The sequence below is a fragment of the Nonomuraea aridisoli genome (assembly GCF_003236395.1).
Classification (GTDB): Bacteria; Actinomycetota; Actinomycetes; order Streptosporangiales; family Streptosporangiaceae; genus Nonomuraea; species Nonomuraea aridisoli.
Genome location: NZ_POUD01000260.1, coordinates 1 through 13,501 on the forward strand (window position 1 = coordinate 1; position 13,501 = coordinate 13,501).

Genomic DNA, 13,501 nt, shown 5'->3' on the forward strand with positions numbered 1-13,501 from the left:
GGGGTGGGGACAAGCCTCACTCAGAGGCGGACGATCCCCTCGCCGGGCCGGCCGCCGCCCATGGGCCGAGGGCGAACCCGGCACCGTTCCGCCGGACCTCCAGGGCGCCCGCACCGCCGAAGTGCGCGGGGACGAGCAGTTCCCGTTCGTCGGCCGCCCGCCCGAGAATCCGCCGGCGGCTGGCCACCGCTTGTTCCGGGGCCAGGCAGGCGTTGCTGTTGAGGCCGGGGTCGAGGATCTGCACCGGGCTGTGCAGCAGATCTCCGACGAAGACCGCCCGGTCGCCGCCGGAGGCGAGTCGCAGCACCGACGAGCCGGGCGTGTGGCCGGGCGCGGACTCCAGGGTGAGGTGTTCGTCGATGCGGTGGTGGCCGTCCCACAGCCGACCTCGACGATCTCCTCGGCCTGGCCGACGAGTTCGGCCTGGAGGGCGAGAAGACCCGGCGCGTGCTCACCGAGGGCCGCTTCCGGCAGCAGGTCGAGGACGACATGGAGACGGCGCAGCGTCTGGGGGCCACCGGCACGCCGTACATCGTGGTCGACGGCCGATACGCCCTTCCCGGCGCACAGGACACCGACACCCTGCTCGGCATCCTGCGCCAGGTCTGGGACGAGACCCACCCGACCGTTCTCGTCACCGACAACGACGCGGCGATCTGCGGCCCGGACGGCTGCGCGGTTCCCGCCGCCCACGCCTGATCAACACGCCTGATCAACACACCTGATCCACACACCGGCCGGGCGTCCGATCTCCGCATGTCCCGGCGGTCACAACACGAAAGAGATCTGACTGTGCCCACTATCGCCATCGTCGGCGCCGGCCCCGGCCTGGGCCTGGCCATCGCCCGCACCTTCGGCAGCCGCGGCTTCGACGTCGCCCTGATCGCCCGTACCAAGGAGAAGCTGGAAACGCTGGTCGCCCAGCTCGGCCAGGAAGGCATCACGGCCGCCGCGTTCCCCGCCGACATCCTCGAACGCGCCTCACTGACCGACGCCCTGAACGCGGCCAAGGCCCGCTTCGGCGGCATCGACGTACTGGAGTACTCGCCGGCCCCGCACTCCCCGGTGCCCGGCCTCACCCTGGCCGCTCCCTCGGAGGTCACGGTGGACAATCTGCAGCCGATGATCGAGTACGCCTTCTACGGCGCCGTCACGGCGGCCCAGACGGTGCTGCCCGCGATGCGCGAGGCGGGCGCCGGGACCCTGCTGTTCACCGCCGGCGGCGGTTCCGTGGACCCGGTGCCGATGTTCGGCAACGCCAACGCGGCCCAAGCTGCTCTGCGCAACTGGGTGATCAACCTGAACAAGGAACTGGCCGGCAGCGGCGTGCACGCCGCCCACGTGGTGATCAACGTCTGGATCGGCGGGGGCGGCCCGGAAGGCAGCCCGACCGCCACGCCCGAGCAGATCGCGCCCCTGTACTGGGACCTGCACGAAAACCGCGACCGCTCCGAGGCCGTCTTCAACGCCTGACCGGCCGGACTGCCTGCTCCCGGTCCCGGCCGCAGGCAGTCCGGCCGGAGAACACCAGCGTGCTCACCCGGTGACCGCCGACCTGGAAGCCCGGCTCGCCGAGCCGGGCTGTGTGGGTTACGGCGTGGGGACGCCGTCGAGGAGGCTCACCGCGTCGGCGCCCTGGGTGACGACGAGCTTGCGGGTGAGGGTGTAGGAGCCGCCCGCCGGCACGTCGACGTTGAACCGGCTCATCACCCAGTTGCCCGCGGCGTAGACGTCGAAGGCGCTGGCCGGCGTGCCGTAGACGAGACCGAAGACCTGCTGGTCGGTCCCGGTCATGCCGATGTACGGCTTGGTCGGGACGTAGGCCGCCGCCGCGCCCGGCGCCACGACGCCGGCGCCCGGGATGACGCCGGACTGGCCGGCCGCGTCGTGGTCCATCGCGTCACCGGTCCACACGCTGAGCGGAGCCGCCCCGGAGTTGCGCAGCTCCGTCGACACCGTGGCGAAGTCGTCGCCCGGCCGCAACGTGTACGTCGTCACCGCCGTCAGCCCCGTGAACCCCTTGACCGGCCCGGACACCCGGACGACGGCCTTGTCGCCGCTCGCCTGGACGATCTGGACGTCGGTCGCGGCCACCGACCGGATGTCCCACGCGCTGCCGCCGGTCGGCTGGGTCGCCGAGACGTACGGCAGGTTGATCCAGTCGAACTGGTCGGCCATGCCGCGGACGGCGATGTCGACCGGCTTGCCGCGGGTGCCGCCGGACAGCTGCGAGTCGTTGTACGCGTCCGCGATCGCCATCGACAGCTTGTCGTTCTCGAGCATGACGTCGCCATGGCCTGCCTCGACCAGACCTGAGCCGAACTGCTTGCCGTAGCTCGCCTCGACCGTGACCGGGCTCAGCGCGACGTCGGCGACGCCGCTGCCCTCCACCGGCACGGTCACCGTGCCGGCGGCCGTCTGGTAGCCCAGCTTGGCCACCCGGACGTCGTACTGACCGGCCGGCGCCTCGACGCGGTACTTGCCGTGGGCGTCGGTGCTCGTGGCCGCGACCACCGTGCCGTCCCGCTCGAGGGTGACCCGGGCGCCGGAGACGGCCGCGCCGCCCGCGGTCACCGTGCCGGCCGCGCGCGCGGCGTCCGGGACGGCCGGGTCGTGCAGGTCGATCTCGCCGGCCCACTTCGCGATGGCGCCGGTGGGGTCGCCGCCGGCGGTCGCGTAGTCGGTCAGGTGGTAGAAGCTGAACTGCTTCGTGGCGCCCGGTGCCATCGTGGCGTCGTAGTAGAGACCCTCGACGTAACCGTACGCACCGACCGCGGCCGGCGTGTCCAGCGCCCACGCCAGACCGTGGGCGGCCTGGCCGTTCGTGGTGGCCGTGTCAGCGCCGACGTAGACGTGGTTCCCGGTCCAGCCCGAGGTCTTCAGACCCGGGTTGACACCGCTGAAGCCGGGGATCCGGCCGTTGTCGACGGAGCTGTCCGGGTCGATCATGTAGTTGAAGTAGCCCTGGTAGCCGGCCGTGCCGGTGTTCGTCAGCTTGACCGTCATCTTCACGATGGGAGCATCGGGCAGGGTCTCGTAGCGGACCTGCGCCTTGATGGCGGGGTTCGCCCGGTACTGTCCGTCGCCGACCACGGCGGCGCCGTCGACCGCGAGGTCGGGCAGGTCGATCTGGTCGTTCGGCCGGTCCCACGAGTCGGGCGGCGTGAGGTTCGGACGCAGCAGCATCTCGCCCCAGTCGAGGGTCTCGGCGCCGTTGGCGTCGTTGAGCATGAGGTCCGACAGCGCGCCCTGGCCCAGACCGCCGGCGCCGTTGTTGGCGGCGGTGTACGGCGTCACGGACGCCCGGATCCTGTCGTTGGCCAGGTAGTAGTACTCCTTGCCCGCGACGACGTCCGTTCGCGTGCTGCCGTTGCCGTAGTCCGGCGCGTACGTCGACTTGCCGGCGACCGGGTGGCTCACCTTGATCAATTTCAGGTCGGCCTTCGTGTCGCCGGTGGCGCCGACCTTGACGCTCGCCGTCGAGCGTTCGTCGGCGATCAGGCCGCGCTTGGCCGCCGTGACGGTCCAGGTCGACGCCGTCAGGCCGATGCGGTAGCGGCCCTGCGCGTCGGTGCTGGTCACCGCGGCGTCCTGACCTGCGGCGACGGCGGTGACCTTGGCGCCGGCGATCGGAGCGCCCGTCTCCGGGTCGCTGACCGTGCCGGACACGGTCGCCCAGCGCTGCGCGGACTCGCCGCCCGGCACGTAGGCGTAGAGGTTGCCGTCCCAGGCGCCCGCCACGACGGTGTTGCCGCTGACGGCCGGGCCGGCGCCCACCCAGGTGCCGATCTCGTGGCTCCACAGGATCTGGCCGGTGTCGGTGGCCAGGGCGTAGAACCTGCCGTTGTTGGCGCCGACGAAGAGCGTGTCGCCGGCCACGACCGGGCTGGACATGACGCCACCGTGGTAGATGTCGCCGGGCAGCGCCCGCTCCCAGAAGACGTTGCCGGTCTCGGCGTCGAGGGCGACGACGGCGCCGCTCGGGAAGCCCATGTAGACGACGCCGTCCTTGACGGCCGCGGCGCTCGGGGTCGAACCGCTGGAGACGAGCGAGGAGCGCGAGCTCCGGTACGTCCACAGCGTCGCGCCGGTCTTGGCGTCACGGGCCGCGATGCCGTTGTTGGCGCCGATGAAGACCTTGCCCTCCGCCGCGGTCGGCACGCCGTCCTGCCAGCTGCCGAGCGACTCGGTCCCGGTCCACTTGCGGGCGCCGGTGGCCAGGTCGTAGGCGAGCACGCGGTCGGCGGTCTGGTTGCCGACGTACACGGTGCCGTCCATGACGGCGGGCGTGCCGTCGCTCATCTGGTTGCCGGACATCGGCGAGGCCCAGATCTGCTCACCGGTGCGGGTGTCGAGCGCCTTGAGCACGCCCTGGCTGCCGATGCCGAAGCGGGTCTGGTACGGCCAGAGCACCGTGTGGCCGGAGACGGCCGGCGAGTAGTAGCCGTAGGTGCGCTGGTTGTTCGGGGCCGGCGCCTGCTCGGGCACGGCCTTCCAGCGCAGCTCGCCGCTCTTCGCGTCGACGGCGTACAGCTCCGAGCCGAGGGTCGGCGCGAAGATCAGGCCGTCGCCGTACGCGAGGCTGCCGTGGATCGACTGCGGCACCTCGTGGTTCCACAGCTCCTTGCCGTTCTTGAGCTGGACGGCGTGGATGCGGCTGTTGCCGTCGCCGTTCTCGTCGCGGGTGCCCGCGTAGACGACGCCGTCGTGGATGACCGGCGACCCGGTGAGGAAGGTCCCGCCGGTACGGAAACTCCAGGCCAGGCGGCGGCCGGCCTCCTGCTCCGGCGCGACTCCGGAGTGGGCCTCGTCGCCGTGGTGCTGGTCCCAGTCACCGCCCGCGACCGGCTTGAGCGCCGGCTCGCCGGTGAAGGTGAACTCCGCCGACTTCGTCCAGGTCTTGCCCGCCGCGTCGACCACCTTGACCTCGATGGTGTGCCCGCCGGCCCTCTGGCGGCTGTTGGGCAGGTTGGCCTGCCAGGTGAACTCGCCGCTGTGGTGCAGCGGCATCCAGTTCCTGTCGCCGTCGATCCGGTAGCGCGCCGAGACGACCTCGTCGCCGGTGTCGTAGGCGTTGATCTGGATGCCCGGGAAGTTCGCGGCCGGCACCTTCGAGCCCGGCGCGGGGCTGACGATGGTCAGATGCTCGTTCTCGCCGTACATCCGGAACGGGTTGTCGAAGCCCGGGCCGGCCATGTGGATGTAGCGGAAGCCGCGAGGCGCGTTGTCGATCGTGTACGAGCTCGACACGGTCTGGATGTGCTTGGCGGTCGAGGCGAACGCCGAGTTGTTCTCCACGTGGTTGGAGTGCTCGTGGCCGACGAGGATCAGCTGCGCGTCGTACTGCTCCAGCACGTCACCGAAGGCGTCGTACGTCGACGGCGAGCCGAACGGGACGTTCATCGGCTGGTGGGTGAGGACGACGACCTCGATGTCGTTGGCCGGGTCGTCGTCGAGCGGAACGCCGGCGGCCAGGTCGTCCTTGAGCCAGGCGAGCTCCTCGTCGAACGGCGCCGAGCCGTTGTTCTCCAGCACGACGAAATGCCGGTTGCCGTAGTTGAACGAGTACCACTCCGGGCCGACGTTCTTGCGGTAGTTCTCGATCTTGTCCGCGTACGCCGACCCGCTCGCGTACTCGTGGTTGCCGACGGCCGGCCACACGCCGACGGCCGACTGCTGGGTGCCGCGCCGATACGTGTCGAACTGCCCCTGGCTGGCGTCGTTGGTGAGGTCGCCGCTGACCGCGATGAAGCGCAGGTCGGTGCCGGTGGAGTTGATCTCGCGGATCTGGTCGGGCAGCTGCGCGTTGACGTGCGGGTCGGCGATGTTGGCCCATGAGAACGTGTCGCCGTCGGAGAGCTCGTCACGGACGAGCGCGAAGTCCGCGGTCGGCGTGGCGTCGTCGGCGAGCTGGCCGAGGTTGGCCCAGAACTTCGGCTCCTTGTACTCGTCCAGGCCGAACCGGTAGCCCCGCGGCTGAGCGGCCCACACGATGTCCGTCTTGCGGCGGTCGGTGGAGATCGTCAGCGAGTAGGAGCCGTCGGCGGTCGTCGTGGTGGCGACCTTTCCGTCGGAGACGCGCACGCCGGCCAGGCCGGCCTCACCGGGGTCACGCCGGCCGTCACCGTTGGCGTCGACGTACACGACGCCGCTGACGGTGGCCTCCGGCGGGTCGATGGCGTTCGCCGCGTACGTCGTGAGCGGGCCCGCCACGACACTGGCGGCGAGCCCCAGCGTGGCGGTGTAAAGGACCACGCGCAGGCGGGCGCGTGTCCAGATTAACGCGGACATCGGGTTCCTTCGGGATGAGGGAGGTGGGTGTCAGGCCAGGAGCGGGGAGCGTTCCACGAACCAGACCAGACCGGCACCGGCGACGGCGACGGTCGCCGCGACGGTGCCGAGCGTGAGGGCGCGGGTGGCGACCGGCGTGGTCGCGACCCTGCGCAGGAACAGCAGCGCCGGGAAGGTGAGCCCGATGATCGCCAACTGGACGAGTTCGATGCCGACGTTGAAGGCGACCAGGTCGGCCAGCGTCGAGGCCGACAACGGCCCGTCGACGGTGAGTGTGCCCGCGAAGCCGAGCCCGTGCAGCAGCCCGAAGCCGAAGACCACGGGCAGCCGGTGGCTCGTCTTCGGCGAAAGCAGGTTGTCGAGGGCGACGAACGCGATCGACAGCGCGATCAGCGGCTCGACGATCCACCCCGGCACGCTGACCCAGCCGATCGCGGCCAGCACCAACGTCACCGAGTGCGCGACCGTGAACGCCGTGGCGACCTCGACGACGTCACGCAGCCGCTTCGCGCCCAGCAGCAGCGCCAGCAGGAACAGCACGTGGTCGAGCCCGAAGAGCAGGTGCTCGGCCCCGAGCAGGACGAACCGCGGGATCTCGCCGACCAGGTTGGTACGCCCCACCGTGACGCTGGTCCGGGCGGCGTCGAGCAACGTCGAACCGCGATGGCCGTCGATGTCGTACGCCACCATCGTGGTCGTTTCGTCGACGACGCCGTCGGAGGCGTGGAAGACGTCGCTGCGCACGGTGAGCGCGCCGGACGCGGGGCAGTCGTAGGCGAGCGCGACCTGCACCGCGCCGGAGTCGACGAGTTCGACCCGGGCGCCCTCCTCAGCGGTGCACCCGATCAAGCCGCGGCTCAGCCGCAGCCGCTCGCCGACGTACGCCGCCACCTCGCTCGCGTGCGCGTCCAGCGAAGCGCGCCGCACCTCCGTCGGCACCTCGGCGGCCGCGCCGTCCGCACCGACCGCGTCCGGGCCGAGGACACCGTCGAGACCCAGCAGCCGACCGAGAACGTCGTACTCCACGTCGACGACAGCGGCTACACCGTCACCCTGGCCGCGCAGGTCGACTGCGACGGAAGTCGCGCGGATGTGCGCCTGCGCCGGAGCGGCGACGAGAAGCAAGAAGACAAGAGGGGCGAGGAACGCCAGCAGACGCACGGCAAGCACTTCCGACGTGGGGGAACGGCGGTCGTTCCCCAACCCTGCAGCGCTCACTCCCTCCGCGGCAACACCGAATCCCCCAATTCACCCACCCTTCCGCTCCCAGTCACCACCCGAACCCCGGTCCCGGAACGCCGAAGGCCAAGGCTTGCGGCCCGCGTACGACCCGCGTCTCAGGACGTTCGGCGCCTGGAGCATCCGGCCGAGAACAGGTGCAGGCCGCCACGCCCTACCTGCCGGACGATCAGGAGATGCGCGCAGCAAGCCTGGTCAGGCTCCTCCTCGGGCGACGGCCGCAGCCACACCAACGGCGCCTCGGCGGCCTGGTCGAACACCGCGGGTGCGGTCAGCACGCCGTATACCGGCGCCCGGCGCCGCGCTCTCAGCCCACGCTGATCGTCACGTGTTTCGCGTCTGGGAACCGGATGGGCAGAACTCGGCCTGCAACACGGTCTTGACCGTGTCGAGAGAGTCGTGCCGGCCATACCGGTCGATGTTCATGTTGGTGACGATCATGCGCTTGGCGTCCCGGGTGCCCATCGCGAAGGAGAACCCACCGGTGATGGCGCCGCCGATGCCCCAGACCTGCGCACCGCACGACAGCTCCCACGAAAAGACGCCGGTACCGTACGTGGTGTCGGTGATCCACGTGTCCTTCCAGGTGCCGTCCGGCAGCTTGATCCCGGTCTTGACCATGGTGAACATCTCTCGCTGCTGGGCGGGCGGGAGAAGCTTGCCGCGCAGCAGTGCGCCGGTGAACAGGTGGAGATCACCGACCGTGGAGACCATGCCGCCGGCCGCCCAGCCGGTGCTGGCACTCTGGTCGGTCACGTCGTGGACCTTGGCGTCGGCTTCGGTGGCGAACAAGGTCGAGTAGTGCCGTGGGTGCGGGCCGCGTATCTTCGTTTCCTTGCCCGGCAGGTACGTCCCGGTCAGGCCCAGTGGGCGGACGATCCGCCGCGAGATCTCGTCGGCGAGCGTCTTGCCGGTCACCTTCTCGACGATCATCCCGGCGAGGATGTAGCCGGTGTTGGAGTACACGAAGCCGTCACCCGGTGTCTCGAAGGAGCGCGGATTGCGCAGGCCGATCTTCACGAGCCGCTCAGGCGTGTAGGTGTCGTAGCGGTGCTCGAGCCACGCGGGGCCGGAGAGCTTGGCGAACTCCTCCTTGTCGTTGCCGTAGTTGAAGATCCCGCTGGTGTGGTTGAGCAGGTGCCTGATGGTGATCGTGCCGCCGTCGTTGTTGTCGCCCTTGACCAGGCCCGGCAGCCACTTGTCCACGGTGTCGTCGAGGCTCAGTTTCCCTTCGGCCGCCAGTTGCAGGACCACGGTGGCCGTGAACGGCTTGGTGGCGCTGCCGATACGGAACCGCTCGTGCGGCTGACGCTTGCGGCCGGTTCGGGTGTCGGCCACCCCTGCCGAGCCGAACCACCGCCCACGACGGTCGCGGACCTCGGCGACCATGCCGGGCACACCGCCGTCGGCCACGGCCTGGTCGAGCGCTTTCTGGACCGGGGCGTGGCGGGGGGCGTCCGCCGCGGAGACGGATGCCGCGGGGGCCGCCGTCGCGGCCCCCGCCAACGCCACGGTGGTGATGAGCAGGCCTGCCGTTGAGGGGAGAGATCTGGTCATGTCGATTCCTTCCAGGCGAGGGACGTCAGCGTGAGGCCCTCACACCGATCGCCTCGCTCGCGATAGTACTTATTCAGCGCAGGCGAAAAGCTATCTTGCATTCACGAAACTCGCAAGGATAATTCTCAAATCTCCCGATAAATGCAGGTGGACGGACATGAGACTTGCAATGAGTATGAGAATGAATGCAAGGCAAATGAGCGTACTTGCAATGAGGTGACGTTGAACGCAATACTGTCCATCCGTCCGGGACACACCAAGTGAGCTGGGCGTGCCACGGCGACAGGAGGAGCGCGCAATGCCGGGAGGCAGGCTGACTTATCAGGACCGCCAGGACATTGCCGCGGGGCTGGCCGAAGGACTCACGTACACCGAGATCGCCAAGCGCTTGCAACGGCCGATCTCCACCATCACCCGTGAGGTGACCCGCAACGGTGGGGCCGACGACTACCAGGCCATCCGGGCGCATCAGGCGACCGAAAGCCGGGCTCGCCGGCGCAAGCAGGCCCCCGCCCCGGCCCCGGCGCCGCCGGCCGCCACCGGCGTACCCGGGCGGGACCCCCAAGCGGTCCACGCCCTGGAGGAACGATTCACCGCAGTGATGATCGCGACAGGGCTGTCGCGAATGACCGCCCGGGTGCTCACCTGCCTCTACACCACCGACAGCGGCAGCCTCACCGCCGCCGAACTCGTCCAGCGTCTCCAGGTCAGCCCGGCATCCATCTCCAAGGCCATCGGCGAACTCGAACAGCAAGAACTGATCCGGCGTGAACGCGACCCCCGCCGGCGGCGCGACCGGTACGTCATCGACCCCGACGTCTGGTACCGAGCCTGGCTGGTCAGCGCCCGGCAGAACGCCACAATGGCCGATCTCGCCCGTGACGGCGCCGAAATCCTCGACCCCACCACCCCCGCCGGCGCCCGACTGCAGGACATGAGCCAGTTCTTCGAGCATGTCAGCCAGAACCTGATCCAGGCCGCCGAGCAGTGGCGGCAGGATCTCATGTCGAGGCGAAGCAAGACCTTTCCCCAACGTGGTGGACCGGCGGCCTGATCGAGGCTGGCGGCCATGAGATGTGCGGGTGGACGGGCCTGCGCCGTTCGGGTGAGCGGTCAGGTCAGGTGTTTGCTCCGGCGCTTCACCTGCAGCCTCGCGGGGTGCAGCGGCGCACCCATCAGCGGCGAAGGTCCCGTCAGCGAGGGCTCCGCGTCATTTCCAGTGGGACGTGTGTCCCGGATGGGCGCGGATCGGCCGATGAACGTGCTCACTCAGAATGGGAGTCATGCCACGTTCTGTGTACGTCGCCGCGGGTGAGGCGGGCAGCAACAAGGGAACCGTCGCCCTGGGGTTGGTCGAGCTTCTGTCCCGCCAGGTGGAGACGGTGGGGGTGTTCCGGCCGGTGGTGCGGGCGGGCCGCGAGGACGCTCTGATCAACACCATCAGGAGCAGATTCCAGCTTGCCCTGCCCTACGAGGTCTGCGCCGGCGTCAGCTACGACGAGGTCCACGCCGACGCCGGGCGCGCCGCGGGCGACATCGTGGCCCGCTACCGCGCGCTGGCCGGACGGTGTGACGCTGTGGTGGTGGTCGGCACCGACTACACCGACGTGGGGGCGCCGACGGAGTTCGGGTTCAACGCCCGGCTGGCCGCTGACCTGGGCACGCCCGTGATCAACGTGGTGAGCGGCAGGAATCGGACGGCGGCGCAGGTCGGCGCGGCGGTCGAGCTGTCGGCCAGGGAGCTGACCCACCATCACGCCCACGAGCTCGCGGTCGTGGTCACCCGTGCCGCCGACCGGCTCACGTTCGACCATTCGGCACCGGTGTTCGTGCTTCCGGAGACCCCCTCCTTGCGCGCGCCGACGGTGGCCGACCTGCTGGACGCCTGCCAGGGCAGGTTCTTCCTCGGCGAGCGTGACGGGCTCGGCCGGGAGGCGAGCGCGCTGATGGTGGGCGCGATGTCGCTGCCCGGCATCCTGGACCGCCTCACCGAGGGCGCGGCGGTGATCCTCCCCTCAGACCGGGCCGCCGCGCTGCTGCCCGGACTGATCGCGGCGCACAAGGCGCCCGGCTTCCCCGCTCTGTCGGCCGTGGTGCTCACCGGCGGCACGGACCTGCCGTCCCCGGTGGAGCGGCTGTTGCGCGGCATGGCGATCCCGCTGCCGGTGATCGCCACCGACCACGACACCTTCGACACCGCGACCCGCCTGTCGTCGGTGGAGGGCCGGTTCACGCCCGAGGCCGGCGGGAAGATCGACACGGCGCTGCGGTTGTTCGCCGGGCACGTGGACGGCCGGCTGCTGCTGGAACGGCTGCACATCGCCAAGACCGACGTCGTCACGCCGCTGATGTTCGAGTACGAGCTGCTCGACCGGGCGCGTGTCCGCCGCCGCCACATCGTGCTGCCCGAGGGCGAGGAGCCGCGCATCCTGCGCGCGGCCGACATCCTGCTGCGCCGCGGCGTGGCCGAGCTCACCCTGCTCGGCGACGAGGAACGCATCAGGGTACAGGCCGCCCAGCTCGGCCTCGACCTGGCCGCGGCCCGGGTGCTCAGCCCGTTCGACGCGGAGCTGCGCGAGCGGTTCGCCCGCGCGTACGCCGAGGTCAGGGCGCACCGGGGCATGACCGTAGAGCAGGCCCGCGACACCGTCACCGACGTCTCCTACTTCGGCACCCTGATGGTCCACACCGGCCTGGCCGACGGCATGGTGTCCGGCGCGGCGCACACCACCGCCCACACCATCAGGCCGGCGTTCGAGATCCTCCGCCTGGGCCTGGTCTCCAGCGTGTTCTTCATGTGCCTGCCCGATCGCGTGCTGGTGTACGGCGACTGCGCGGTCAACCCCGACCCGACCGCCGAGCAGCTCGCCGACATCGCGATCGCCTCGGCCCGTACCGCGGCGATGTTCGGCGTCGATCCCCGGATCGCGATGCTGTCGTACTCGACGGGAGCCTCGGGCGCCGGTACCGAGGTGGACAAGGTGCGCACCGCCACCGAGCTGGTCCGCGAGCGCCGTCCCGACCTCCAGGTGGAGGGCCCGATCCAGTACGACGCCGCGGTCGACCCCACCGTGGCGCGGGCCAAGATGCCCGACAGCCGGGTGGCCGGGCGTGCCACGGTCTTCGTGGTGCCCGACCTCAACACCGGCAACAACCTGTACAAGGCCGTCCAGCGCAGCGCCGGAGCGGTCGCGGTGGGGCCGGTGCTGCAAGGGCTGCGCAAGCCGATCAACGACCTGTCCCGCGGCGCCACCGTGGCCGACGTCGTCACCACCGTCGCCGTCACGGCCGCCCAAGTACGCGACGAACCGATGTCTCTCTAGGGGACATCGCCGAAGGTGACGGAACACCTCTGAGACGACATCGGTCCTGTCACTCCGCTGGCTAGATGCGAGCTCTGGGCGGCCGTGTACGGGTATGGGGTCAGAAAGGGTCACGCGGTGATCCGCTTGGCAGACCGAGACTCAGGCGGTCCCGTCCGCACGCTCACCACAACCGTGGGCTCGAGTCGCCCTGGCCTGCGCCGCGTTGATGCTTACCGGCTGCGCCACCTCCTCATGGGAGGACATCGGTGCGGCATGGCTGTCCGCCGACGGACGAACGTTGACGGTCGAGTTGCTCCTTGCCGCCCTCCAGCCGCGTCGTGCCCATGGACGTGTCGACGTTGAGCCCACCGGAGATCGCGGCGGCGCCGGCGCCGTTGCCCGGATGCAGCACGATCAGGTTGAGTTCGGACAGGTCGCGCCGAGCAGGGCCGCACGCGGCGCGGTCCCGGTCGGGCGAGCACTACCGCCACTCATCCGGCCAGGGACGCGGCGTTCAGGAATCGGCCCGCGCGAGACCGCGTATGGCGGGGACGGCGAGCAGCAGGCAGCAGACGACCAGCACCATCGCGGAGGCCACGAACAGCAACGGCACCGTTCCCAGCAGCAGGGCGAGGGGCCCCGCCAGCGCCTGGCCGACAGGTTTCATGACGAGCGAGCCGGCGGCGTCGTAGGCGTGAACCCGGCCGAGAAGCTCCTGGGGGACATGGGTCTGCACGGCCGTGTTGAACATGACCACCCAGAAGGTCGCACCCATGCCGGCGATCGCGTAACAGGCTGCCAGCGCGGTGGGTGGCCAGCCGAGGGCCACGCCGAGCGGCATGAGGGTGTAGCACGTCAGGGTGATGGCTCCGGCCCGGAGCGGACGCCCCGGCTTGATCGTCATAGCGGCGAGCCCGCCGAGCAGGTTCCCCACGCCCATCGCGGACATGACCAGACCGAGCGTGGAGGCGCCGTACTGGGCGACGATCGTACTGTGGCCCAGGGTCAGCGTCGGGCCCGATGCGGTGACCTGCAGGGCGCACCAGATCACGATCACGCCCCACAGCCAGGTCCTCGACCTGAACTCCCGCCACCCCACCACCAGATCG

Annotated in this window: 9 protein-coding genes and 1 pseudogene; 4 read left to right on the top strand and 6 right to left on the bottom strand. The window is 70.3% G+C overall.

What is annotated here, in order from left to right:
• Positions 1-16: 16 nt before the first annotated feature.
• A pseudogene (locus C1J01_RS38635) lies at positions 17-400 on the bottom strand (MBL fold metallo-hydrolase); the annotation flags it as partial.
• Between the two features lie 23 nt (positions 401-423).
• On the opposite strand from C1J01_RS38635, the gene C1J01_RS38640 reads away from it, so the two are divergent.
• Complete coding sequence (locus tag C1J01_RS38640) at positions 424-699, top strand: DsbA family oxidoreductase (protein WP_235854949.1); 276 nt, start codon at positions 424-426, stop codon at positions 697-699.
• A gap of 93 nt (positions 700-792) precedes the next feature.
• On the top strand, positions 793-1,473 hold the full coding sequence (locus C1J01_RS38645) for an SDR family NAD(P)-dependent oxidoreductase (RefSeq protein WP_111183919.1): 681 nt from the start codon (positions 793-795) through the stop codon (positions 1,471-1,473).
• Positions 1,474-1,590: 117 nt separating this feature from the next.
• Here the strand turns inward: C1J01_RS38645 and C1J01_RS38650 are convergent, their stop codons facing one another.
• The 3 genes from C1J01_RS38650 to C1J01_RS38665 form a co-directional block, all read right to left on the bottom strand.
• Positions 1,591-6,291 (bottom strand): outer membrane protein assembly factor BamB family protein, encoded by a 4,701-nt coding sequence (locus tag C1J01_RS38650; protein WP_111183920.1) that lies wholly within the window; start codon positions 6,289-6,291, stop codon positions 1,591-1,593.
• A gap of 30 nt (positions 6,292-6,321) precedes the next feature.
• Positions 6,322-7,452 (bottom strand): HupE/UreJ family protein, encoded by a 1,131-nt coding sequence (locus C1J01_RS38655; protein ID WP_111183921.1) that lies wholly within the window; start codon positions 7,450-7,452, stop codon positions 6,322-6,324.
• A 402-nt stretch (positions 7,453-7,854) separates the two neighbouring features.
• Positions 7,855-9,087 carry a serine hydrolase domain-containing protein gene (locus C1J01_RS38665; protein ID WP_111183923.1) on the bottom strand — a complete coding sequence of 411 codons (1,233 nt, stop codon included), beginning with the start codon at positions 9,085-9,087 and terminating at the stop codon, positions 7,855-7,857.
• A gap of 298 nt (positions 9,088-9,385) precedes the next feature.
• Here C1J01_RS38665 and C1J01_RS38670 point away from each other — a divergent pair, with 298 nt between their 5' ends.
• Both C1J01_RS38670 and pta read left to right on the top strand, forming a co-directional pair.
• On the top strand, positions 9,386-10,141 hold the full coding sequence (locus C1J01_RS38670) for a GbsR/MarR family transcriptional regulator (RefSeq protein WP_111183924.1): 756 nt from the start codon (positions 9,386-9,388) through the stop codon (positions 10,139-10,141).
• Between the two features lie 229 nt (positions 10,142-10,370).
• On the top strand, positions 10,371-12,410 hold the full coding sequence (pta, locus tag C1J01_RS38675; RefSeq protein ID WP_111183925.1) for a phosphate acetyltransferase: 2,040 nt from the start codon (positions 10,371-10,373) through the stop codon (positions 12,408-12,410).
• 232 nt (positions 12,411-12,642) lie between these two features.
• Here the strand turns inward: pta and C1J01_RS38680 are convergent, their stop codons facing one another.
• A complete protein-coding gene (locus tag C1J01_RS38680; RefSeq protein WP_111183926.1) occupies positions 12,643-12,825 on the bottom strand; it encodes a hypothetical protein in 183 nt (60 codons plus the stop codon).
• Positions 12,826-12,906: 81 nt separating this feature from the next.
• Positions 12,907-13,501, bottom strand: a 595-nt coding sequence (locus C1J01_RS50475; protein ID WP_500048298.1) for an MFS transporter, incomplete at its 5' end; no start/stop codon positions are given.